This is a genomic window from Streptomyces endocoffeicus (genome assembly GCF_016741935.1).
In the GTDB taxonomy this organism is placed as follows: Bacteria; Actinomycetota; Actinomycetes; order Streptomycetales; family Streptomycetaceae; genus Streptomyces; species Streptomyces endocoffeicus.
On sequence record NZ_JAERRG010000001.1, the window covers coordinates 1282852 to 1309288 of the forward strand.

Genomic DNA, 26437 nt, shown 5'->3' on the forward strand with positions numbered 1-26437 from the left:
CCGCGCCTCCATCAGGGCAGTTCACGGTCAATGAGCTCGAACATCTCGTCGTCCGAGGCGGCTTCGAGGGCGTCGAAGCCGGTCGCGCCGACCGGGTCGCCGGACCCGCCGCCGTTCCACTTCGCCAGCAGGGCGCCCAGGCGTTGGGCGATCCGCTGCCGGCCTTCGTCGTCCGTGTCGAGGGTGGCCAGGGTGGTGTCCAGCCTGGCCAGCTCGCCCAGAACCGGGTCGACGGCGTCCCGCCCCGGAGTGGCCCCGTCGCCGGGGGCCAGCCGTTCCAGCAGGTAGTCGGCGAGTACGGCCGCCTCCGGGTAGTCGAAGACCATTCCGGCGGGCAGGCGCAGTCCGGTGGCGGCGGCGAGGCGGTTGCGCAGTTCGACGGCGGTCAGGGAGTCGAAGCCCAGCTCCTTGAAGCTGGCCTCTGCCTGCACTGCGTCCACATCGGCGTGTCCGAGCACCGTGGCGGCGTGGCCACGGACCAGGTTGAGGACAAGTCGGTGTCGTTCGGCCGTGGACAGGCCCGCGAGCCGGGCGCCCCAGTCGACTTGTGCGCCCTCCCCGGCCGCCGCCGCGGTGCGCCGCCCGGCGCCGCCACCACCGCCGGTGGCGGCCAGGGCGCGCAGCGTGGCGGGCAGGCTGTCGGCGGGCAGTCCGGCGAGGGTTCGGGGGTCCACCTGGGCGGCGACCAGATGGGCACCGCCGTGCTGGACGGCGGCGTCGAGCAGGGCCAGACCGTGCCGGGTGCTCAGGGCCGCCACGCCGGTACGGGACATCCGGGCCAGATCCGCCTCGGCCAGGTGTCCGGTCATGCCGCTCGCGTCGGCCCACAGGCCCCAGGCGATCGAGACGCCCGGCAGCCCGGCAGCCCGGCGGTGGGCGGCGAGCGCGTCGCAAAAGGCGTTGGCAGCGGCGTAGTTGGCCTGTCCCGGGCTGCCGAGTGTGCCCGCGGCGGAGGAGAAGAGGACGAACACGCCGAGCCGCAGATGCGCGGTCGCCGTGTGCAGATGGGCCGCGGCCGTGGCCTTGGCCGTCCAGACCCGCGCCAGCCGTTCGGGGGTCTGTGCGGTGACCACCGCGTCGTCCAGCACACCGGTGGCGTGGATGACTCCGGTCAGCGGATGCTCGGGGTCGACCCCCGCCACCAGCTCCGCCACCGTCGAGGCGTCGGTGACATCCGCTGCCGCGACGCGCACCCGCGCGCCCAGCCCCTCCAGCCGGGTGGCCAGGTCGCGGGCGCCCGGAGCGTCCGGCCCCCGCCTGCTCACCAGCAGCAGATGGCCGATTCCCCAGGCGCGGACGAGGTGTTCGGCGATGTAGGCGCCCAGGGTGCCGGTGCCACCGGTGATGAGGACCGTGCCGTCCGGGTCGACCGCCGCGGGTACGTCGAGCACCAGTTTGCCGGTGTGCTTGGCCTGGCTCAGCTGCCGTAGCGCGTCCCGCGCCCGGCTGAGCGGCCAGGGCCGTACGGGTGCGGGCCGCAGCACTCCGGTGGCGAACAGCCCGCTCAACTCGTTCAGCATCTCCCCGATACGGTCCGGCCCGGCGTCGGGGACCAGGTCGAAGGCGCGATAGCGGATGCCCGTACGCACGGCCGCGAGGTGTTCCGGGTCGCGGATGTCGGTCTTGCCCATCTCGGAGAGCCGTCCGCCGTCGGCCAGCAGTCGCAGGGAGGCGTCGACGAACGGCCCGGCGAGGCTGTTGAGCACCACATCGACGCCACGTCCGCTGGTGGCCTCGCGGAACACCTCCTCGAAGTCCAGATCGCGCGACGAGGCCCGATGCGCCTGGTCGATGCCCATGCCCTCCAGTACCCCGTGCTTGCCGGGGCTCGCCGTCGCGTAGACCTCGGCGCCCAGGTGGCGGGCGATGTGCACCGCCGCCATGCCGACGCCACCGGTGGCGGCGTGGATCAGCACCGTTTCGCCGTTCCGCAGCCCGGCCAGGTCCACCAGCCCGTACCAGGCGGTGAGGAACACCACCGGTACGGCGGCCGCCTGCCGGAAGCTCCAGCCGTCGGGGACCGGCACGACCATGCGCGCGTCCGCCACCGCCCACGGGCCGAACGCGCCCTCGAACAGGCCCATGACCCGGTCGCCCACCGCGAGCCCGGTCACCTCCGGGCCGATGTCCACGACCACTCCGGCGCCCTCGCTGCCGCGGAACACCCCGCCTCCGGGGTACATCCCGACGACGATGAGCGCATCGCGGAAGTTCATGCCCGCCGCGTGCACCGCGATCCGGACCTCTCCCGGCCCCAGTGGCTCCAGCACCTCGGGGCACGCCACGGGCGTCACATTGGCCACGGTGGACGCGCCCTCCACGGCGAGTCGCCACGCGGGCTGTGCCACCGGACCCACCAGACCTCCGCTGCCGGGGCCGCCCGCGCGCATCAGACGGGGCGCCCATACCCGGCCGGCGCCCACCGCCACCTGCGGTTCGTCCAGGGCGACGGCCCTCAGCACACCGTCCAGCACCGCCGCGCCGATCTCGTCTGGGTCGGGCGCGCCGTGCGGATCGCGGTCGAGCAGGATGAACCGATCCGGGTTCTCCGCCTGTGCGCTGCGCAGCAGCCCCCACACCGCGGCACCGGCCGTGTCCACGGCCCCGGAGCCGGGGTCCTCCGCCACCGGGCCACCGGCCGCGACCGCGCCGTGTGTCACCACGGCCAAGCGGCTCTCGGCCAGCCGGGGTTCGGCCAGCCAGCCCCGCAGCAGGTCCAGGGTCCGCCGTACGGCCGCCAGGGCATCGGCCTCCGCGGCCCCGATGTCCACGGCCGTCGTCGAGGCCGGTACGGCGGTCAGCGCCACCGAGGGCACGGGTGTCCCGGCGTCGATCGCCGCGACCAGCGACTCCAGGTCCGGATGGCGGATCACGCCCGAGGGGGCCCAGTCCAGGTCCTCGGAGCCCAATGCCACCCAGCCGCCGTCCCCGGCCACCGGCTGGGGCAGGCCCGTGTCCGCGCCGGGTGCCGGCTCGGAGAGCGGGATCCAGTCCAGGGTGAACATCCCGTCCACGGCGCCCCGTCCGGCGGTCCGCAGCTGATCCACGCGGGCCGGGCGCAGCACCAGCGAGTCGACCGTCAGGACCGGTTCGCCCACGGCGTCGGCCACCGCGATCCGCAGCGCCCGCTCGCCGTCCGCGCCCTGCTCACGCGGGGACAGCCGGACGCGTACGGTGGTCGCTCCGGCGGCCCACAGGGACACGCCGTTCCAGGCGAACGGCAGCCACACCCGGCCGTCGTCGTGCTGCTCCTCGGGCTGATCGGGCTGGTCGGTCCGGTCGGTCCGGTCGAGGAGGGACGCCGGGTGCAGCGCGGCGTCCAACAGCGCCGGGTGGATGCCGAATCCGGCCCGGTCGCCCGCGGCTTCGGGCAGCGCCACCTCAGCGAGCACATCCGCGCCGTCGCGCCAGAGCTTGCGGACGCCCTGGAACGCGGGCCCGTATCCGTATCCGGCCGCCTCGGCGCGCTCGTAGAAGCCGTCCGTGTCCACCGCTTCCGCGCTCGGCGGGGGCCACGCCCCGGAGGTCCGGGGTGCCGATTCGCCGTGGGGGCCGACTACGCCGACCGCATGGCACACCCAGACCGGGGCCGCGGTGGTTTCGGTGTCGCGGTCGGGCCGGGAGTACACCCGTACGTCGCGGCGTCCGTCGTCGGCGGCCTCGCCCACCACCACCTGGACGCGCAGCCCACCGGTGTCGGGGAGGACGAGCGGGACCTGTAGCGCGAGTTCCTCCACTGTGCCGCAGCCCGCCTCGTCGGCGGCCCGCAGCGCCCATTCGACCTGGGCCGCGCCCGGGACCAGCCGGGCGCCCGCCACCACGTGTTCGCCGAGCCAGCCCTCGCCGCCACCGGCCGTCAGCCGTCCGGTGAGCAGATGGGTGCTGCCGTCGGCGAGTTCCACGGCCGCGCCGAGCAGCGGGTGGTCCGCGGAGACCAGGCCGAGGTCGGTGGGGTCGCCGCCCCGGCCCGCGGTGCCCTCGAGCCAGTAGCGCTCGCGCTGGAAGGCGTAGGTGGGCAGCGGCACGGTGCGGGGTGCGGGGTCGGTGGGGAACAGGGTGGTCCAGTCGACGTCGATCCCCGCGGTGAACGCCTGGGCCAGCGACCGCACCAGCTGGGCGAGGTCGCCGTGGTCGCGGCGCAGGGTGGGGACGGTGGCGGCGGGGAAGCCCGCCTCCTCGAAGCTCTCCTGCATGCCCACTGTGAGGACGGGGTGGGTGCTGGCCTCGATGAACACCCGGTGGCCATCGGCCAGCAGCGCCTGGATCGCCTCGGCGAACCGCACCCGCTCCCGCAGGTTCCGTACCCAGTAGCCCGTGTCCAGGACGGAGCCGTCGGCACGGGCACCGGTCACGGTGGAGTAGAACACCACTCCGGACGCGGGCGCCTCGACCGGCTCAACTCCCCTGAGCAGCTCGGCGAGTTCCTCGGCGATCTCATCGACCTGGGGACTGTGCGAGGCATAGTCCACCTCGATCATCCTGGCCCGTTCCCCGGTGTCGCGGCAGGCCGCCACGGCCGCGGCCACCTGCTCCGGCGGGCCGGACACCACCGTGGAGGCGGGGCCGTTCACGGCGGCCACGACCACGGCGGCGGCGCGGTCGCCGAGCCCGGACAGCAGTTCCGTGGCCTGTTCCTGGCCCACGCCGAGGGAGGCCATGGCCCCGCCACCGGCCAGTTGGCGCAGTGCCCGGCTGCGCAGGGCCACGATCCGCGCGCCGTCCTCCAAGGTCAGCGCCCCGGCCACGCAGGCGGCGGCGATCTCGCCCTGGCTGTGGCCCACGACGGCGGCGGGCCGCACCCCATGGCCCGCCCATACGGCGGCCAGGGACACCATCACCGCCCAGAGCACCGGCTGCACCACATCCACCCGGCTCAGATCGCCCGCGCCGTCCACGCCGCGCAGCACATCGGTGAGCGACCAGTCGACGTGGGGCGCGAGGGCTCGTTCGCACTCGGCCACCCGGGCGGCGAACACCGGTGAGGCGGCCAGCAGTCCGGCGCCCATCCCGATCCACTGGGAGCCCTGGCCGGGGAAGACCAGCACCGGGCCCGCGCCGCCCGTGGTGGCGGCCGTGCCCGTGTGCACGACGCCCGGGTGTGTCTCGTCGGCCGCCAGCGCCTCGACGGCCGCCATCAGTTCGGCGCGGCTCTCGCCGACCACCACGGCCCGGTGGTCGAACAGGGTACGGGAGCGGATGAGGGACCAGCCCACCTCGACGGGCGCGGCCGAGGGGCCGGTGGCCAGCCGCGCGGCCAGCGCCCGCGCCTGGTCCCGCAGCGCGCCCGCGCCCCGCGCGGACAGCACCCAGGGCACCACCCGGGGGCCACCGGACTCGGGCACGGGCACGGTGCGTTCGGCCCGGTCGGCCCGGTCGGCCCGGTCGGCCTGCTCCAGGATCACATGGGCGTTGGTGCCGCTGATGCCGAACGACGACACACCGGCCCGGCGCGGGCGCTCGCCCGTCGGCCACTCGACCGCCTCGGCCAGCAGCCGCACTCCGCCGTCGTCCCACTCCACATGCGGGCTGGGCTCGTCGACGTGCAGCGAGGCGGGCAGCAGGCCATGGCGCATCGCCAGCACCATCTTGATCACACCCGCCACGCCCGCGGCGGCCTGCGTATGGCCGATGTTCGACTTGATGGAGCCGAGCCACAGCGGACGGCCCTCCGGCCGCTCCTGCCCGTACGTGGCCAGCAGCGCCTGCGCCTCGATGGGATCGCCGAGTGTGGTGCCCGTGCCGTGGGCCTCGACCACGTCGATGTCCGCCGGGGAGAGCCGTGCGGTGGCCAGGGCCTGGCGGATCACCCGCTGCTGGGAGGGCCCGTTCGGCGCGGTCAGACCGTTGGACGCGCCGTCCTGGTTGACCGCCGACCCACGGATCACCGCCAGCACCTCACGGCCGTTGCGGCGCGCGTCCGACAGCCGCTCCAGGACGAGCAGCCCGATGCCCTCGCCCCAGCCCGTGCCGTCGGCCGCCGCGGCGAACGGCTTGCAGCGGCCGTCCGGGGCCAGTCCGCGCTGCCGCGAGAACTCCACGAACGTGTTCGGCGTGGCCATCACCGTGACACCACCGGCCAGGGCCAGGGTGCACTCCCCCTGCCGCAGGGCCTGCGCCGCGAGGTGCATCGCCACCAACGACGACGAACACGCCGTGTCCACCGTCACCGCGGGCCCCTCCAGGCCGAAGGTGAACGCCACCCGGCCGGAGGCGATGCTCGGTGTGCTGCCGGTCATCAGCCGGCCCTCGACGCCCTCCGGGGTGCGGCCCAGGAAGCGGCTGCCGTAGTCGTCGTACATCACCCCGGTGATCACCGCGCTGCGGCTGCCGCGCAGGCTCACCGGGTCGATGCCCGCGCTCTCGAACGCCTGCCACGCCGTCTCCAGCAGCAGCCGCTGCTGGGGGTCGGTGGCCAGCGCCTCGCGGGGGGAGATCCCGAAGAACTCGGCGTCGAACCGCGGCGCCTCGTAGAGGAATCCGCCCTCGCGGGCGTAGCTGGTACCGATGTGGTCCGGGTCGGGGTCGAAGAGGCCCCCGAGGTCCCAGCCGCGGTCCGCGGGGAACTCCCCGATCGCGTCCACGCCCTCGGCCACCAGCCGCCACAGCTCCTCGGGGGAGCCCACGCCGCCCGGATAGCGGCAGGCCATGCCGACGATGGCGATCGGGTCGTCGTCAGTGGCCACGACGACCGGCGTCGTCGGTAGCGGTGTCCCGGCCGGTGCGCCGACCAGCCGCTCCCGCAGGAAGCGCACCAGGGCGTCGGGGGTCGGATAGTCGAAGATGACGGTGGCCGGAATCCGGGTGCCGGTGGCGGCGTTGAGCCGGTTGCGCAGGTCGAGTGCCGTGAGCGAGTCGAAGCCGAGGTCCTGGAAGGCCCTGCCCAGGTCGATGGCCTCCGGTGCGGGATGGGCGAGCACGGTGGCCACCTGGTCGCGGACCAGCTCGCCGATGAGCCGGTTCTGCTCCTCGGTGGACAGCCCGGCGAGCCGCCCGGACAACGAGCCCGATCCGGTGTTCCGCGCGGCCCGCGTGGGGACGTGCACCAGCCGCCGCAGCACGGGCGGAAGTGGCCCGGCGGCAGCCCGGGTGCGCAGCGCCGCGAGGTCGAAACGCGCGGGGACGAGTGTGGGGTGGTCGGTGGTGAGCGCCGCGTCGAGCAGCGCCGGCGCCTGCTCGTTGGAGACGGAGGCGATACCCGAGCGGGCCATCCGGGCGAGGTCCGCGTCGTCCAGGTGGCCGGTCATGCCACCGGCGGACGCCAGCAGCCCCCAGGCCAGCGTGTGGGCCGTCCGCCCCTCGGCGCGGCGGTGTTCGGCGAGGGCGTTGAGGAACATGTTGGCCGCGGCGTAGTTGGCCTGGCCGCCGTTGCCCATGATGGAGGCGGCGGAGGAGAACATCACGAACGCGGCCGGATCCATGTCCCGGGTCAGCCGGTGCAGATGCCATGCGGCGTCCAGCTTCGGGGCGAGGACGGTGTCGAGTTGCTCGGGGGTCATGGCGGTGACCACACCGTCGTCGAGCACCCCCGCGGCGTGGATGACGGCCGTCAGCGGATGGGCTTCGGGGAGCGTGGCGAGCAGGTCGGCCAGCGCCTCGGGGTCGGCGGCGTCACACGCGGTGACGCGTACGTCCGCCGCGCCCAGCGCGGTCAGTTCGTCCGCGAACGCGTCGATGTCCTCCGTGATGCCACCGCGCCGGCTGACCAGCAGCAGATGGCGGGCTCCGTGTGCGGCGACCAGATGGCGGGCGACCAGCCGGCCGAGCGCTCCGGTGCCACCGGTGATCAGCGCGGTGCCGTCCGGGTCGAGGAGGCGGGGCGGGGTGTCTTGGTCAGGGCGAACGGTGACCAGACGGGGCACATGGGCCGTTCCCGCCCGCACCGCCACCTCGGATTCGGCGGCGGCGACGGCGGCCGGAAGGACGGTGCGCAGGGCATCGCGCGACGCGGGGTCGTCGTCCAGGTCGAGCAGCAGGATGCGCTCGGGGTGTTCGGCCTGGGCGGCGCGGACCAGGCCCCATACGGGCGCGGCGGCCAGGTCGGCGGGCCCGTCCCCGGGGCCGGTGGCGACGGCGCCACGGGTGGCGATGACCAGCCGGGCCCCGCTGAACCGCTCGTCCGTCAGCCAGGTGCGCAGCGCGTCGAGGACGTGATGGACCACCGCGCGTACGCGGGCGGGTGTCCCGTCCGGGTGTGATGAGGTGTCCGGCGCGCCGGGGCATTCGAGGACGACGATGTCGGGGGCGGCCTGTCCGCCGTCGAGGGCGGCCCGCAGGGCGGCCAGGTCCGGATGGGCCGGGAGGGCCGGGTCCGGGTTTTGGGATCCGACGATCGCCCAACTCGCCGAGGGCGGGGCGGTGTCGGCGGAGACCGGATACGGCTGCCAGTCCAGGCGGTACAGCGGGGCGTCGGCCGTGGCGGCGCGGGCCGAGCGCCAGCGGTCGGCGGAGATCTCCCGCAGCCCGAGGGCGTCGATGGTGGCCACGGGTGCGCCGTGGTCGTCGGTCAGCCTCAGGGTGATGGTGTCCGGGGCGGTGGGGGTGATGCGTACGCGCAGCCGGGTGGCGCCGGTGGCGAAGAGGCGCACCCCGCCGAAGGAGAACGGCAGCCGTACGGTCCCCGCGGCGCCGTCCGGCGCGTGGTCGCCGCCGAGGCGGTCCAGGCCCGCGAAGCGGCCGAAGAGCTCCTCGACCGGATGCAGGGCGCTGTCGAGCAGGGCGGGGTGCAGTCCGTAGCCGTCGGCCTCGCCGCGCTGTTCAGGGGCCAGACGTACCTCGGCGAACATCTCCTCACCGAGCCGCCATGCGGAGTGCAGCCCCCGGAAGGCGGGCCCGTAGGCGTATCCCTGCGCGGCCAGGCGCTCGTACAGGTCCGCCACGTCCACCGGGACGGCCCCGGCGGGTGGCCAGGCCGTGGCCGGCGGCTCGTCGTCGGGCGGTGGCGGGGTCGCGTCGGAGAGGAGGCCGGTGGCGTGGTGGCGCCAGGCGGCCGGGGCGTCCAGGGCGTCGCCGCCCTCGTCGGCGGGGCGCGAGGCGACGGTGACCGTCCGTCGTCCGGCCTCGTCGGGCGGGGTGACGGCGAGCTGGATCCGTACCGCGCCGGAGGCGGGCAGGATCAGCGGTGTCTCCAGGGTGAGGTCGTCGACCAGCTCGCAGCCGGTGTGCGCGGCGGCGAGGAGGCCCAGCTCCAGCAGGGCCGTACCGGGCAGGGGGACGCTGTCCGCGATGGTGTGGTCGGCGAGCCAGGCGTGGGTGTGCGCGGACAGCCGTCCGGTGAGCAGCAGCCCGCCGTCGGGCGTTTCCACGGCGGCCTGGAGCAGGGGATGTCCGGTGGCGCCGAGGCCGACGGCGCGTACGTCGGCGGTGGCGTTCGGGACGGGCCGCCAGTACCGCTGCCGCTGGAACCGGTAGGTGGGCAGGTCGACATGGCCCGCCTCCTCGGGGAGGGCGGCGGCGAAGTCGACCGTACCGCCGTCGATGTGTGTGAGGGCGAGTGCGGTCAGCAGCGTACGGGGCTCGTCGCGGCCCGGACGCAGGGCGGTGGCCAACACGGGCGCGGGGTCGGGGGTGTCGGGGGTGTCGGGGGTGTCTGGGGTGTCTGGGGTGTCGGCGGCCAGGGCGTCCTGGGCCATGGTGGTGAGGACGGCGTCCGGGCCGAGTTCGAGGTAGCGCGTCACGCCCTCGCCGCGCAGGGTGCGCAGCCCGTCGTGGAACCGTACGGGCTCGCTGACGTGGCGCACCCAGTACTCGGGGTCTCGGAGCTGCTCGGGGTCGGCCTGCCGGCCGGTGACGTTGGAGATCACCGGGATGCGCGGTGCGTGGTAGGTGAGCCGCCGCGCCACCTCGCGGAAGTCGTCGAGCATGGGGGCCAGGAGGGGCGAGTGGAAGGCGTGGCTGACCCGGAGCCGCTTGGTGCGGTGCCCTCGTTCCTTCAGGGTGCGGGCGATCTCGTCGACGGTTTCGGCGGCTCCGGACACGACCACCGAGGTGGGGCCGTTGACCGCGGCGAGCGCCACGTGGTCCTCACGGCCCGCGAGCAGGGGGAGGACCTGCTCCTCGGTGGCTTCGACGGCGGCCATGGCGCCGCCGGAGGGCAGCGCCTGCATCAACCGGCCGCGGGCGGCCACCAGTTCGCAGGCGTCCGGCAGGGACAGCACACCCGCCACATGCGCGGCCACCAGTTCGCCGACGGAGTGTCCGGTCAGGAACGAGGGGGTGAGGCCGAACGACTCGACGAGCCGGAAGAGCGCCGTCTCCAGGGCGAAGAGGGCCGCCTGCGTCACACCGGTGCCGTGCAGGGCCCGCGCCTGGTCGGTGTCCTCCGCCGCGAAGAGGATCTCGCGGAGCGGCCGGCCGGGCAGCGGATCGAGATGGGCGCAGACCTCGTCCAGGGTGGCGGCGAACACCTCGTAGGTCCGGTACAGCTCACGGCCCATACCGGGCCGCTGGCTGCCCTGACCGGTGAACATGAAGGCGGTGCCGCCGGAGCGGGTGGCCGCCGTGGCCCGGATCAGCCCGGGGTGGCTCTCGTCATCGGCCAGCGCCCGCACGGCGGCCAGCAGTTCGTCGCGGTCCTCGCCGATGGCCACGGCCCGGTGTTCGAAGGCCGAGCGGGTATGGGCCAGCGACCAGCCCACATCGGCCACGGGCAGCCCGGGGTGGGCGGTGAGATGGGCGGCGAGCGCCTCGGCCTGGCCCCGTAACGCCTGGCCGGTACGGGCGGACACCACCCAGGGCACCACACGGCGGTCCGGCGTGGCCGTGTCCGCGGCGGTCGGCCCGGGAGTCCCGTCCGATGTGAAGGGCGCGTCGTCGGGGGGCTGTTCGAGCAGCAGATGGGCATTGGTCCCGGAGATGCCGAAGGAGGACACCGCGGCCCGGCGGGGCCGTTCGCCACGCGGCCACCCGACGGCTTCGGTGAGCAGGCGTACGGTGCCGGTGTCCCATGCCACGTGGGGCGTGGGCTGCTCGACGTTCAAGGTGGCGGGCAGCGTCTCATGCCGCATCGCCATGATCATCTTGATGACACCGGCCACGCCCGCGGCGCCCTGAGTGTGTCCGATGTTGGACTTGACCGACCCCAGCCACAGCGGCCGGTCCTCGGTCCGGTCCCGTCCGTAGGTGGCGAGCAGCGCATGGGCCTCGATGGGGTCGCCGAGGCGGGTTCCGGTGCCATGCGCCTCCACCGCGTCCACCTCGGCCGGGGACAGCCGTGCGTTCGCCAACGCCCGGAGGATGACGCGCTGTTGGGCGGGTCCGTTGGGCGCGGTCAGCCCGTTGGAGGCGCCGTCCTGGTTGACGGCCGAGCCACGGATCACGGCCAGCACCGGATGGCCGTGGCGCCGCGCGTCGGACAGCCGCTCCAGCAGCACCAGGCCCACGCCCTCGGAGAAGGCGGTGCCGTCGGCGTCGGCGGAGAACGCCTTGCACCGGCCGTCGGGAGCCAGCCCACGCTGCCGGGAGAACTCGGTGAAGACGTTCGGGATGGCCATCACCGTCACCCCACCCGCCAGGGCCAGGGTGCACTCGCCCTGCCGCAGCGCCTGGCAGGCCAGGTGCATCGACACCAGCGAGGACGAGCACGCCGTGTCCACCGTGACGGCCGGCCCCTCCAGGCCGAGGGTGTACGCCACCCGGCCGGAGAGCACGCTGGGCGCGTTGCCCGTCACCAGATAGCCCTCGGCGCTCTTCTCGATGTGCGGGGTGCCGAAGCCGGGCAGCGCGGTCCCGGCGTACACGCCCGTCGAGGTGCCCTTCAGCGAGACCGGGTCGATTCCGGCGCGTTCGAGGAGCTCCCAGGACACCTCCAGCAGCAGCCGCTGCTGCGGGTCGATGACCAGCGCCTCGCGCGGGCTGATCCCGAAGAACTCGGGGTCGAAGCGGTCGGCGTCGTAGAGGAAACCGCCCTCGCGGGCATGACTGGTGCCGGGGTGGTCCGGGTCCGGGTGGAACAGCCCCTCCAGGTCCCAGCCGCGGTCGTCGGGGAACTCCCCCATCGCATGCGCGCCGGAGGCCAGAAGCCGCCACAGCGCCTCGGGCGAGTCGGCGCCGCCGGGGTAGCGGCATGCCATGCCGACCACGGCCACCGGCTCCTCGGAGCGGTCCTCCAGCTCGCGCAGCCGCTGACGCGTTTCGTGCAGATCGCCTGCCACTCGCCTCAGATAGTCGACCAGCTTCTCTTCATTAGCGTGCGTCACGGAGGATCACCCGGCCTTCAGCGAAGGGCGCGCCACGTTGTTCATGACAGGCCAAGTTCGTTGTCGATGAATTCCAGAACCTGATCGGCGGTCGCCACCTGCAACCGCTCCACGGCATCGCCGTCGTCCGCCTGCGCCGACGAGCACATCGCCTTCCACTTGGACAGCAAGGTCTCCAGCCGGGCGGTGACCGCGCCGGAGTCCACGTCCTCGACGACGGCCGCCGACAGGCTGTTCTCCAGCCTGACCAGCTCGTTGAGGACGGGGTGGGGCTGGGCCACATCCGGGCCCCGGGCACCCGGCTCACCGTCCGGCGAGAGCTCCCGGCGCAGCCGCTCGGCCAGCACCGCCGCCTCCGGGTGGTCGAAGACGAGGGCCGCGGGCAGCCGCAGTCCGGTGGCCGCGGCCAGCCGGTTGCGCAGCTCCACGGCGGTCAGCGAGTCGAAGCCGAGGTCCTTGAACGACGCGTCCGGCCGCACCACACCCGGATCGGCGTGGCCGAGGACCGTGGCCGCCTGGGTGCGCACCAGGTTGAGCAGCAGCCGGTGCTGTTCGGTGGGCGGCAGCCCCCTGAGCCGGCCCGCCCAGTCGGTGTTCTGTCCACCGGCGGCCGCCGTGGGCCGGGCCCGCCCACTGCCACCGACGGTGGCGAGGGCCCGCAGGGGGGTGGGTAGGGTGCCCGGGACCTGAGCGGCGAGGGAGCCGGTGTCCAGGTGGAGCGCCAGCAGATGCGGATGGCCGTGGTGGCAGGCCGCGTCCAGCAGCGCCAGCCCCTCCTCGGTGCTGTTGGCCTTGATGCCCAGACGGCCGATCCGGGCCAGATCGGCGTCGGCCAGCCGCGCGGTGAGACCGCTGGTGGCCGCCCAGAGTCCCCATGCCACCGACAGCCCGGGAAGCCCGGCCGCCCGGCGGTGAGTGGCCAGGGCGTCACAAAAGGCGTTGGCGGCGGCGTAGTTGGCCTGGCCGGGGGTGCCCAGGTCGGAGGCGAAGGAGGAGAACAGCACGAACATGCCGAGCCGCAGATGCGCGGTGGCGGTGTGCAGATGGGCCGCCGCCGCGGCCTTCGCCGCCCACGCCCGCGCCAGCCGTTTCGGATCCTGCGAGGGAAGCATCGCGTCGTCCAGCGCCCCCGCCGCGTGTACGACACCGGTCAGCGGGTGTGCCGGGTCGATGCCCGCGAGGACCTCGGCCACCTGGGCGGCCTCGCCGATGTCGCAGGCGGCGACGCGTACGTCGGCGCCCAGGTCGGCGAGCTGGGCCACCAGCTCCTTGGCCCCGGGCGCGTCGGGTCCGCCGCGGCTCACCAGCAGCAGATGGCGGATGTTCCAGGTACGGACGAGGTGCTCGGCGACGCGTGCGCCGATGGTGCCGGTGCCACCGGTGATGAGCACGGTGCCGTCCGTATCCACCGGGGCGGGGACGTCCAGGACCAGCTTGCCGGTGTGCTTGGCCTGGCCGATACACCGCAAGGCCGCACGCGCCCGGCCGAGCGGCCATGCCCGTACCGGAGGCGGCTCCAGCACACCGGAGGCGAACAACTCGCCCAGCTCGCACAGCATTTCGCCGATACGGTCCGGTCCGGCGTCGGCGATCAAATCGTACGCGTGGTAGCGGACGCCGGGGTGCTCGGCCGCGATCAGCTCCGGGTCGCGGATGTCGGTCTTGCCCATCTCCAGCAATCGGCCGCCCTCGTGGAGGAGGCGGAGCGAGGCGTCCACGAACTCACCGGCGAGGCTGTTGAGCACCACATCGACGCCCCGGCCACCGGTGGCCTCCTGGACCGCCTCCTCGAAGTCCAGGTCGCGCGACGAGGCCCGGTGGGCTTGGTCGACGCCCATCTCCTCCAGCACCCCGTGCTTCGCCGGGCTCGCCGTCGCGTAGACCTCCGCGCCGAGATGCCGGGCGATCCGCACCGCGGCCGTTCCCACACCACCGGTCGCCGCATGGATCAGGACGCGCTCACCCGCCTGGAGCCCGCCCAGCTCCACAAGCCCGTACCAGGCGGTGAGGAACACGACGGGGGCCGCGGCCGCCTGCCGGAAGGTCCAGCCTTCGGGGATGGGCACGACCGTACGGGCGTCCGCCACGGCCAGCGGGCCGAACGCGCCCTCGAACAGGCCCATCACCCGGTCGCCCACGGCGTGGCCGGTCGCTCCGGGGCCGACCTCCCGCACCACACCGGCGCCCTCGCTGCCACCGAACACCGCGTCCCCGGGGTACATCCCCAACACCATCAGCGCATCGCGGAAGTTGACGCCCGCCGCGTGGACGTCGACGCGCACCTGGCCCTCCCGCAGGGGCTCCAGCGCCTCCGGGCACGCCACCGGCCGTACGCTGTCCACAGTCCCGGCGCCGTCGAGCCCGAGCCGCCACGCGGACTGCCCCACCGGGGCCGCCAGGCCCGCGCTCGGCGCGGCGCGCACCAGCCGGGGCATCAGCGCCCGCCCCGCGCGCAGGGCCAGCTGCGACTCGTCCATCTCGATGGCGCGCGCCACCGCTTCGGTCACGAGGTCGGCGGACACCACGGCGTGCGGGTCGAGATCGAGCAGCAGGAAGCGACCCGGGTTCTCGGCCTGCGCGCTGCGCACCAGGCCCCAAATCGCGGCGCCCGCCACATCCACGCCCTCGGCCGCGGGGTCAACTCCAACCGGGTCGCCGGTCGCGATGGCGCCACGTGTCGCCACCACCAACCGGGCCTCGGCCAGGCGCGGCTCGGCCAGCCAGCTCTGCAACAGCTCCAGGACCCGCTCCGCCGAGGCCAGCCCGTCGGCCGCCATCCCGCCATCCCGGGCGTGGCCCGCCTCGGCGGGCTCGAGTGCCAGGACGACGGCGGGGGCGGCGGCGCCCGCGTCGAGCGCGCTGATCAACGCCTGCGGATCCGGATGGCATACGGCGGCGGACCCGACCGGAGCCCTGTCCCCGGGCCCCAGAATCACCCAGCCGGTGTCATCGGCCGGGTGATCCGCGGACCGCCGGTCGCCGTTGGGCGGTGCGGGAACCGGGTTGGGCGGTACGGGAACCGGCAGGGGAGCCCAGTCCATGACGAACAGCCCATCCGCGCCCGGCCGTTGGGCCGTACGAAGCTGATCGGCGTCGGCGGACCGCAGCACCACCGCGTCGGCGCTCAGCACCGGGGCGCCAAGGGCGTCCGCCACGGTCACCCGCAGCGTACGTTCCCGCTCCGCGCTCGGCTCGTACGGAGAGATCCGCACCCGTACCGTGCTCGCCCCGGCCGCCCACAGCGACACGTCGTTCCAGGTGAACGGCAGCCACACCCGGCCAACGGCCGACTCGGCGTCGCTCGGTGAACCATCGGTCAGCAGAACGGGATGCAGGGCGGCGTCGAGCAGCGCCGGGTGGATGCCGAATCCCGTCCGCTCCCCCGCGGCCTCGGGCAGCGCCACCTCGGCCAGCAGGTCCGCACCGTCCCGCCACACGGCGCGCAGCCCCTGGAAGGCGGGACCGTACGCGTACCCCGACGCGGCGATGTGCTCGTAGAAGTCCATGGGGTCGATCGGCTTCGCACCCGCCGGTGGCCATGCCCCGCCCAACTCCTCCACTGGCGTGGAGCCGTCGGGAGGTGGGCTCAGCACGCCCTCCGCATGGCACACCCACCCGGCCGTCGTGTCGGCGCCGTCGTCGGGGCGCGAGTACATCCGCACATCACGTCGGCCATCGGCGCCCGGCCCGCCGACGACCACTTGCAGGCGCACCCCGCCGCTGCGCGGCAGCACGAGCGGTACCTGGAGCGCCAGCTCCTCCACCCCACCGCAGCCGACCTCGTCGGCGGCCCGCAGCGCCCACTCGACCAAGGCCGTTCCGGGCACCAGGGCCGCGCCCGCCACCACATGGTCGGCGAGCCAGCCATGGGACCGCACCGAGAGCCGTCCCGTCAGCAGATGGCCCTGGCCATCGGCAAGCTCCACGGCGGCGCTCAGCAACGGATGGCCCGCGGCGACCAGTCCGAGGTCGGTGGGGTCGGCACCCCGGCCACTGAGGCCGTCGAGCCAATAGCGCTGGTGCTGGAAGGCGTACGTGGGCAGATCGACCGTACGGGGGGTGGGGTCGGCCGGGAACGCCGCCTTCCAGTCGACCTCGACCCCGGCGATGAACGCCTGGCCGAGAGAGTGGAGGAGCTGGACCTGGCCACCGTGGTCGCGGCGCAGGGTCGGTACGGCGACCGCGTCCACACCCGCCTGCTCGAACGTCTCCTGCAGGCCGAGGATCAGCACGGGGTGAGTGCTGGCCTCGATGAACACCCGATGCCCATCGGACAGCAGCGCCTCGACGGCATCGGCGAACCGCACCCGCTCCCGCAGATTCCGCACCCAATAGTCCGTATCCAGGGCGGATACGTCGGCCCGGCCACCGGTCACCGCCGAATAGAACGCCACCTCATCCGCGCCGCCGACGACCGGACGAACACCGGCCAAAACGTCGTTCAACTCCTCGCGGATCTCCTCCACCTGAGGACCATGCGAGGCGTAATCCACCTCGATCAGCCGGGCACGCTCCCCCGCCTCCTGGCACGCGGCAACGACAGCGGCCACCTGCTCGGGCGGACCCGAAACCACCGTGGACGAGGGCCCGTTGACGGACGCCACACCCACGCCAGCGGCCCGATCGCCAAGCCCGGACAGCAACTGCCCCGCCCGCTCCTGACCCACGCCCAGCGACGCCATCGCCCCGCCCCCGGCCAACCGCCGCAACGCCTTGCTCCGCAGCGCCACGACCTTGGCGCCATCCTCCAGGGACAGCGCCCCCGCGACCACAGCCGCCGCGATCTCACCCTGACTATGACCCACCACCGCCGCAGGACGTACGCCATGCCCGGCCCACACCGCGGCCAGCGACACCATCACCGCCCACAGGACAGGCTGGACCACATCCACCCGCCCCAGATCCGCCGCACCCTCCGCGCCACGCAGTACGTCCGAGAGCGACCAGTCCACATACGGCGCCAGTGCCCGCTCACACTCCGCAACCCGCTCAGCGAACACCGCCGACACCTCAAGCAGCTCGGCGCCCATCCCCACCCACTGCGAACCCTGACCCGGAAACACCAACACCGGACCCACATCACCCGTCAGCACCGCCGCACCGGACTGCACGACGCCCGGATGTGACACCCCTCCCGCCAACGCCTCCACACCCGCCAACAACCCAGCACGATCACCACCCACCACCACCGCCCGATGCTCAAACACCGACCGCGCCGTAACCAACGACCACCCCACATCAACCAACGACAGCTCGGACGCACCCCCCACCCGCTCAGCCAAAGCCGCAGCCTGCCCCCGCAACGCCTCCACACTCCGCCCCGACACCACCCACGGCACCGTGCCCATGTCCGAGGAGATCTGCTCGGTCGGTTCTTCCTCCTCAGGCGCCTGCTCCACGATCAGATGGGCGTTCGTACCCGAGATGCCGAACGACGACACCGCCGCGCGGCGGGGCCGCTCCAGGTGGGGCCACTCCACCGGCTCGGTCAGCAGCCGCAGTCCGCTGCTCTCCCACTCCACATGCGGGGTGGGCTCGTCCAGATGCAGGTTGGCGGGCAGTCCGGGGTGCCGGAGTGCCATCACCATCTTGATCACGCCCGCCACACCGGCCGCCGCGTGTGTATGGCCGATGTTGGACTTCAGCGAGCCCAACAGCAGTGGCCGGTCGGCGGGGCGGTTCTGGCCGTACGTGGCGATCAGGGCCTCGGCCTCGATCGGGTCGCCGAGTTTGGTGCCGGTGCCGTGTGCCTCGAGGGCGTCCACATCGCCGGGCGTCAGCTGGGCGTTGGCCAGCGCCTGGCCGATGACGCGTTCCTGGGCCACGTCGTTGGGCGCGGTGAGGCCGTTGCTGGCGCCGTCCTGGTTGATGGCCGAGCCCCGGATCACCGCCATCACCCGATGGCCGTTGCGCCGGGCCTCCGACAGCCGCTCCAGCACCACCAGCCCGACGCCTTCGGAGAAGCCGGTGCCGTCCGCGTCGGCGGCGAAGGACTTGCACCGGCCGTCCGGGGCGAGTGCGCGCTGCCGGGAGAACTCGGTGAACATGATGGGGGTGGCGAGCGAGGTGACACCGCCCGCCAGGGCCAGGGTGCACTCCCCCTGCCGCAGCGCCTGCACCGCCAGATGCATCGCCACCAGCGAGGCCGAGCACGCGGTGTCCACCGTCACCGCCGGCCCCTCCAGGCCGAAGGTGTAGGCCACCCGGCCCGAGATGACACTGGTGAGTCCGCCCGTGGTGGCGTAGCCCTCGAACCCCTCGGGGATGCGCGGGGCCCTGGACAGATAGTCCTGGCTGGACACCCCGGCGTAGACACCCGTGCGGGTCCCCTTCAGCGACACCGGATCGATACCGGCCCGCTCCAGGGATTCCCAGGCCATCTCCAGCACCAGCCGCTGCTGCGGATCCATGGCGAGCGCTTCCCTGGGGCTGATGCCGAAGAACGCCGCGTCGAAGCGGTCGGCCTCGACGAATCCGCCCTGGCGGACACAGCTGGTGCCGTAGTGCTCCGGATCGGGGTGGTAGAGGTTCTCCAGGTCCCAGCCACGGTCCGTGGGGAAGTCCCCGATCGCGTCGACACCCGAGACGAGCAGTTCCCACAGCTCCTCCGGGGAGGTGACCCCGCCGGGAAAGCGGCAGGCCATGCCGACCACGGCCACCGGCTCGTGGGAACGCTCCTCCACCTCGCGCAAGCGCAGACGCGTATCGTGCAGATCGGCGGAAACGCGCTTGAGATACTCGACCAGCTTCTCTTCGTTCGCCATGAGGGTCACCCGGCCTTCAGCGATCGTCGCGCCCGGCACATTCAGGACACACCAAGCTCGTTGTCAATAAACTCAAGGACCTGATCCGCGGAGGCGGACTCCAGCCTTTGGGCCGCGCTCATCTCATCCGTCGGCTGCCGCGGCAATTGCGTGCTCGGAGGGACGATCGCGGTGGGGGTGGCGTCGGTACCGTCGGAGGTCAGCCGTCGCACAAGATGGTGGGCGATGCCCTCCGGGGTCGGATGTCTGAAGATCAGGGCCGCGGGCAGCCGCAGGCCCGTGGCGGCCGCGAGGCGATCGCGCAGTTCGACGGCGGTCAGGGACTCGAAGCCCAGTTCCTTGAAACTGGCGTCCGCGTGCACCGCCTCGGCATCGGTGTGCCCCAGCACGGTGGCGGCGTGGTCGCGCACCAGGCCGAGGAGGGTGCGGTACCGCTCCACGGCCGACAGCCGCGCCAGCCGGGCGGCCCAGTCGACGGACGACACGCCGGTGACGGCAGCGGCGGCGCGCCGCCGTACGCTTCCGCCACCAGCACTCTCGGTCGCCACTCGGCCGGTGTTCAGGGACCGCAGCTGATCGGCGTCGGCGGGGCGCAGCACCAGCGCGTCGATCGTCAGCACCGGGGCGCCCACGGCATCCGCGACGACGACCCTCAGTTCACGCTCACCGTCGGCCCCGGCGGTCTGCGGACGGGGGATGAGCCGGACGCGTACGGCGGTGGCCTCGGCCGCCCACAGAGACACACCGCTGATGGTGAACGGCAGCCACATCCGGCCGTTGTCCTCCTCCCCCTGGGTCCGGTCCGTCCGGTCCATCCGGTCCATCCCGTCCGTCAGCAGCGTCGGATGCAGCACCGCGTCCAGCAGGGCGGGGTGAATCCCGAACCCACCGGGCTCTCCCGCGGCCTTGGGCAGCTCCACATCGGCCAGCAGATCCGCGCCGTCCCGCCACACCGCGCGCAGCCCCTGGAACGCGGCGCCGTAGGCGTATCCGGATGCGGCGATCCGTGCGTAGAACCCGTCGGTGTCCACCGGCCGCGCTCCGGACGGAGGCCAGGTCCCGGGCAACTCCCCCGACCGGCTTTCCGGTACGGCGGGGCCGAGGACGCCCACGGCATGGCACATCCAGTCGGTGTCGCCACCCGCGCGAAGGCCGTCGTCGGGGAGGGAGTAGAGCGCGATGTCGCGGCGTCCGTCGTCGACGGGTGGGCCCACCACCACCTGGACACACCGGCCGCCCGTCGCGGGCATCACCAGCGGCAGCCGCAGCGCGAGCTCCTCCACCGCACCGCAGCCGGCCTCGTCGGCGGCCCGCAGCGCCCACTCCACCAGCGCGGCGCCGGGCACCAGGGCCACGCCCGCCACCACATGGTCGGCGAGCCAGCCGTGCGTCCGCGGGGAGATACGTCCGGTCAGCACATGGCCACTGCCGTCGGCGAGCCGCACCGCGGCGCCCAGCAGCGGATGGTCCGCGGCCACCAGGCCGAGGGCGCCGGGGTCCCCCGCGCGCCCGCCGGGGGCGTCCAGCCAGTAGCGTCGACGCTGGAAGGCGTACGTGGGCAGATCGACCGTACGGGGCGCGGGGTCGGCCGGGAAGGCGGCCGACCAGTCCACCTCGGCCCCGGCGATGAACGCCTGCGCGACCGACTTGGTCAGCTGGGCCGAGTCCCCGTGGTCGCGCCGCAGGGTGGGCACCGCGGCGGCGCCGACCTCGGCGTGCTCGAAGCTCTCCCGCATCGCCATGGTGAGGACGGGGTGGGTGCTGGCCTCGATGAACACCCGATGCCCAGCCGCCAGCGACGCCTCGACGGCATCGGCGAACCGCACCCGCTCCCGCAGATTCCGCACCCAGTAGTCCGTGTTCAGGAGGGAAACATCGGTCCGGCCACCGGTCACGGTGGAGTAGAACACCACTCCGGACGAGGGCGTCCCGACCGGCTCAACTCCCCTGAGCAGCTCGGCGAGTTCCTCGGCGAGCTCATCGACCTGGGGACTGTGCGAGGCGTAGTCCACCTCGATCATCCGCGCCCGCTCACCCGCCTCCTGGCAGGCGGCCATCACAGCGGCCACCTGCTCCGGCGGCCCGGACACCACCGTGGACTCGGGCCCGTTCACCACCGCCACCACGACCGCGGCGGCCCGGTCGCCGAGCCCGGTCAGCAGCTCCTCGGCCCGCTCATGGCCCAGTGCCAGCGAGGCCATGGCGCCACCTCCGGCCAGTCGCCGCAATGCCTTGCTGCGCAGGGCCACGACCTTGGCGCCGTCCTCCAGGGTCAGCGCTCCGGCCACCACGGCCGCCGCGATCTCGCCCTGGCTGTGCCCCACGACGGCGGCGGGGCGCACACCGTACTGGGCCCATACGGCGGCCAGGGACACCATCGCCGCCCAGAGCACCGGCTGCACCACATCCACCCGGCTCAGATCGGCGGCGTCCTCGGCTCCCCGCAGGACATCGGTGAGCGACCAGTCGACGTGGGGCGCGAGGGCTCGTTCGCACTCCGCCACCCGGGCGGCGAACACCGGTGAGGTGTCCAGCAGTCCGGCGCCCATCCCGGCCCACTGTGAACCCTGCCCGGGGAACACCAGCACCGGGCCCGCGTCCACTGCCGCGCCGGAGCGGGTGGCACCCGGGCCCACCACGCCCGGATGCGTCTCGTCGGCCGCCAACGCCGCGAGGGCGGCGGTGAGTTCGTCACGGCTCCCGCCGACCACCACCGCGCGGTGGTCGAACGCCGTCCGGGTGGTGATCAGCGACCAGCCCACGTCCCGGGGCGACGGTGTGTCGTCGGCGGCCGTGTGGGCGGCCAACTCCCGGGCCTGTCCTCGGAGCGCTTCGGCGCTGCGGGCGGACAGCGCCCAGGGCACCGGCCGGTCGTCCTCGTCCGTCCGCGGGCCGCTGGGGACGGGTTCCGGTTCGGCGGCCTGCTCCACGATCAGATGCGCGTTGGTGCCGCTGATGCCGAAGGAGGACACGCCCGCGCGGCGGGGGTGTTCGTCGCGCGGCCACTCCACCGGCTCGGTCAGCAGCCGCACCGCGCCGCTGTCCCAGTTGACGTGCGGGCTGGGCGTGTCGATGTGCAAGGTGGCGGGCAGAAGTCCGTGCCGCATGGCCATCACCATCTTGATGACGCCCGCCACGCCGGCCGCGGCCTGGGTGTGGCCGATGTTGGACTTCAGCGAGCCCAGCCACAGGGGCCGCTCTTCGGGCCGCTCCCGCCCGTACGTGGCCAGCAACGCCTGCGCCTCGATCGGGTCGCCGAGGGTGGTTCCGGTGCCATGGGCCTCGACGGCGTCCACCTCGGACAGGGACAGCCGGGCATCGGCGAGCGCCTGGCGGATCACCCGCTGCTGGGAGGGGCCGTTGGGCGCGGTCAGGCCGTTGGAGGCGCCGTCCTGGTTGACGGCCGAGCCCCGGATCACCGCCAGCACCCGGTGGCCGTTCCGCCGGGCGTCGGACAGCCGCTCCAGGAGCAGCAGGCCGACGCCCTCGCCCCATCCGGTGCCGTCGGCGGCGGCCGCGAACGGCTTGCACCGCCCGTCGGGGGCCAGGCCCCGCTGCCGGGAGAAGCCGGTGAACATGCCGGGTGCGGCCATCACCGTCACCCCTCCGGCCAGGGCGAGCGCGCATTCGCCCTGCCTCAGTGCCCGCACCGCGAGATGGATGGCCACGAGCGACGACGAACACGCCGTGTCCACCGACACCGCGGGCCCCTCCAGGCCGAAGGTGAACGCCACCCGGCCGGACACCACGCTCGGGGTGGAGCCGGTGAGCAGATGGCCGTCGAGCCCCTTGGGCGCCTCGTGCAGCCGGGGGCCGTAGTCCTGGGGCATCACTCCGACGAACACCCCGGTGGCGCTGGACTGGAGGGCGGTGGAGCGGAGGCCCGCCCGTTCGAAGGTCTGCCACGCGGTTTCCAGCAGCAGCCGCTGCTGTGGGTCGGTGGCGAGCGCCTCCCGGGGGCTGATCCCGAAGAATTCCGCGTCGAATTCCGGTGCGTCGTAGAGGAAGCCGCCCTCGTGAGCGTAGCTGGTGCCGGGGCGGTCCTGGTCGGGGTCGAAGAGTCCGGCCAGGTCCCAGCCGCGGTCCCGGGGGAACTCCCCGATCGCGTCGACGCCCTCGGCCACCAGCCGCCACAGCGCCTCGGGCGAGTCGACGCCGCCGGGGAAGCGGCAGCCCATGGCCACCACGGCGATCGGCTCGCCGGCGTCGCGCGGTGCGGGTGCCGTTGACGCGGGCGGGGTGGCGGCGGGGCTGGTGTGGGCCCGCAGATGGTCGGCGACAGCCAGGGGGGTGGGGTGGTCGAAGGTGAGCGTGGCGGTCAGGGGCAGTCCGGTGGCGGCGCCGAGGCGCTCGCTCAGTTCGGTCGCCGCGAGCGAGTCGAAGCCCAGCTCCTTGAAGGTGAGGCCGGGATCGATGGAGTCCGGCTCGGAGTGTCCGAGGACGAGTGCCACCTGGGTCCGCACGACCTCCAGCGGGTCCCGGTCCGGACCCGTTGTGCCGGGCTCGGCCGGCTCTCCCGCGGGCGCTGCCTGGTCCGGGGCGGCCTCCGTCCGGGTGATGTGAGTGGCCCGCGCGGTGGATTCGGGTGTGGTGCCGGGCCAGTAGCGGTCCCGCTGGAAGGCGTACGTCGGCAGGGGGACCCGCTGCCGGGGGTGCCCGCCGCAGGCCCGGCCCCAGGCCACCTCGGCGCCGCGGACATACGCCTCGGCCATGGCGGCGGCGAAGGTGCGCACCTCGGGGCGGTCGCGGCGCAGCGCCGCCACGGCGGCCGGGCGTGGCCGCCCGGGGGCCGGTCCGGGCTGTGCGGTGAGGCATTCGCGGGTCATGGCGGTGAGTGGGGCGTCCGGCCCGAGTTCGAGGAAGGTGGTGACACCGGTGTCCAGGAGGGTGTGCACACCGTCCATGAAGCGCACCGCGTGGCGGGCGTGCCGGGCCCAGTAGTCCGGTGCGGCGAGCTCCGAGGCGGTGGCGAGCCGTCCCGTCACATTGGAGACGAGGGGGATGGCCGGTGCGGAGAAGGCCAGTCCGGAGGCGACGGCGCGCAGTTCGTCGAGCATGGTGTCCATGTGCGGCGAGTGGAAGGCGTGGCTGACCTTCAGCAGCCGGGCCTTGCGGCCACGCTCGCGCCAGGCGGCGGCGGTCGCGTGGACGGCGTCGTGGTCGCCCGAAATCACCACGGAGAACGGGCCGTTGACGGCGGCGAGGTCCAGCCGGTCCTCCCATCCGGCGAGCAGTCCCGCGGCCTCGTCCGGATCGGCCTGCAGCGCGGCCATGGCACCCGTCGCCGTGATGGACTGCATCAACCGGCCGCGGGCGGCCACCAGGGTGCAGGCGTCGGGCAGGGTGAGCACGCCGGCCACATGGGCCGCGGAGATCTCGCCGACCGAGTGGCCCATCAGATGGCCGGGGGTGAGCCCCCAGGACTCGGCCAGCCGGTACAGGGCCACCTCGATGGCGAACAGCGCGGGCTGGGTGTACGCGGTGTGGTCGAGCAACGCCGCTCGCGGGGAAGGGGATTGGGCGAACATCACCTCGCGCAACGGCTCCGCCAACTGCCCGTCCAGACGGTCGCACACCTCGTCCAGCGCCGCGGCGAAGACCGGGTAGGCGGCGTACAGTTCACGCCCCATGGCCACTCGCTGACTGCCCTGGCCGCTGAAGAGGACGGCGAGACCGCCGCCCGTGGCCCTGCCCCGCACCACTCCGGCGGTCTCCATGCCGTCGGCCAGCGCGTCCAGTCCGCTCAGCAGCTCTTCGGTGCCCTCGCCGAGAATCACGGTGCGGTGCCCGAAGGCGGTCCGGGTGGTGGCCAGGGAGTGTCCGATGTCGGTCGGGGAGTGGCCGTCGTGGTCCGCCAGATGGTCCCGCAGCCGCCCGGCCTGGGCACGCAGCGCCGCGGGCGTCTTCGCGGAGATCGGCCAGGCCACCACGGGGGGTGTGGGGGTGTCGGCCGGTGCGGACGTGGACCCGGGTGAGGGTGTTTCGCCGAGGACGAGATGGCAGTTGGTGCCGCCCATCCCGAAGGAGCTGACCCCGGCGAGCAGCGGCCGGTCCGGACGGGGCCACTCGCCGAGCCGGTCCTGGACCCGCAGTCCGAGTTCGGCCAGCGGGATCCGCGGGTTCGGGGTGGCGAAGTGAAGGCTGGCCGGCAGTCGGCGGTGGGTGATGCCGAGGGCGGTCTTGAGCAGTCCGACGATGCCCGAGGCGCCCTCGAGGTGGCCCACGTTGGTCTTGGCGGAGCCGACGAGCAGCGGTGTGCCGTCGGTCCGTACGGTGCCGAGCGCGGCGCCGAGGGCCGTCGCCTCGACGGGGTCGCCGACGGGGGTTCCGGTGCCGTGCAGCTCGACGTACTGAATCTCGTCGGGTGAGACTCCGGCCCGCCGGTGGGCGGTGCGCACCACGTCCTCCTGGGCCGCCGGGCTGGGGGACGTCAGCCCGTCGGTGGCACCGTCGTTGTTGACGGCGCTCGCGTGGATGACGCAGTACACCGGGTCGCCGTCGCGTACGGCCGCGGCGAGTGGTTTGAGGAGGACCACCGCGCCGCCCTCGCCACGCACGAAGCCGTTGGCACGGGCGTCGAAGGTGTGGCAGCGCCCGTCCGGGGAGAGCCCGCCGAACTGGGCGGCGGCGGCCGCCATGCTGTCCTCGGTGAGGATGAGGTTGACGCCTCCGGCCAGGGCCAGGGCGCACTCCTGGCGGCGCAGGCTCTCGCAGGCGGTGTGCACGGCCACCAGCGAGGAGGACTGTGCGGTGTCGACGGTGAGGCTCGGGCCCCGCAGACCGTAGCCGTAGGAGACCCGGTTGGCGATGATGCTGCGGTGGACACCGGTCATCGCGTGCCGGGTGGCCGCGGTGGCGTCCCGGCGCAGGAGGGCGGCGTACTCGTCCCAGATGGCGCCGACGAACACACCGGTCGGGCTGTCCTTCAGCGTTCCGGGCCGGATACCCGCGTCCTCGAACGCCTCCCAGGCGAGTTCGAGCATCAGCCGCTGCTGGGGGTCCATGGCCGTGGCCTCGCGGGGCGAGATGCCGAAGAAGGAGGCGTCGAAGGTGTCGACGCGGTCCAGGAAGCCGCCGTACCAGGTCGGCGCCAACCGGTCGGAACCGTCGCTGGCGGGGCCGTTGGTAGCGGGGCTGTCGCTGACGGGACCGTCGGCGGCGGGGCCGTTGGTGGCGGCGCCATCCGTAGCGGGGCCATCGGCGGCGGGGCCGGTCCGGCGGCGGTCGTCCGGCATGGTGGTGATGGCGTTCCCGCCCTGCCGCAGCAGCTGCCAGAAGGCCGACGGGCTGGGTGCGTTCGGCAGGCGGCAGGCCATTCCCACCACGGCGATGGGCTCCGCGTGCTGAGGTGTGCGGGTGGGCTCGGCGCTATCCATCGCACCCCATACGGCGCTCGGCGAACGGCTGCGTGTTCGTGGTCATGGGCGGCACTCCCGCTCCGGATTGATGATCGGTGCGAGCACGTGGCCCATCGTGGGG

The 26437-nt window shown here is 73.8% G+C and carries 3 protein-coding genes; all 3 read right to left on the minus strand.

What is annotated here, in order from left to right:
* Nucleotides 1–11: 11 nt before the first annotated feature.
* Genes JK364_RS04865 through JK364_RS04875 form a run of 3 tightly spaced genes read right to left on the minus strand, consistent with a single transcriptional unit; the run spans nucleotide 12 to nucleotide 26334 of the window.
* Nucleotides 12–12194 (minus strand): type I polyketide synthase, encoded by a 12183-nt coding sequence (locus tag JK364_RS04865; protein WP_201847811.1) that lies wholly within the window; start codon nucleotides 12192–12194, stop codon nucleotides 12–14.
* 41 nt (nucleotides 12195–12235) lie between these two features.
* Nucleotides 12236–18958, minus strand: coding sequence for a type I polyketide synthase (locus JK364_RS04870; RefSeq protein ID WP_230991303.1), 6723 nt, complete (start codon nucleotides 18956–18958; stop codon nucleotides 12236–12238).
* A gap of 41 nt (nucleotides 18959–18999) precedes the next feature.
* Complete coding sequence (locus JK364_RS04875) at nucleotides 19000–26334, minus strand: type I polyketide synthase (RefSeq protein WP_230991304.1); 7335 nt, start codon at nucleotides 26332–26334, stop codon at nucleotides 19000–19002.
* Between the last annotated feature and the right edge of the window lie 103 nt (nucleotides 26335–26437).

Excerpts from the sequence above, each read along its gene's own strand:
- JK364_RS04870 (WP_230991303.1), bottom strand. The coding sequence starts at position 18,958 with ATGGCGAACGAAGAGAAGCTGGTCGAGTATCTCAAGCGCGTTTCCGCC.
- JK364_RS04875 (WP_230991304.1), bottom strand. The coding sequence starts at position 26,334 with ATGGATAGCGCCGAGCCCACCCGCACACCTCAGCACGCGGAGCCCATC.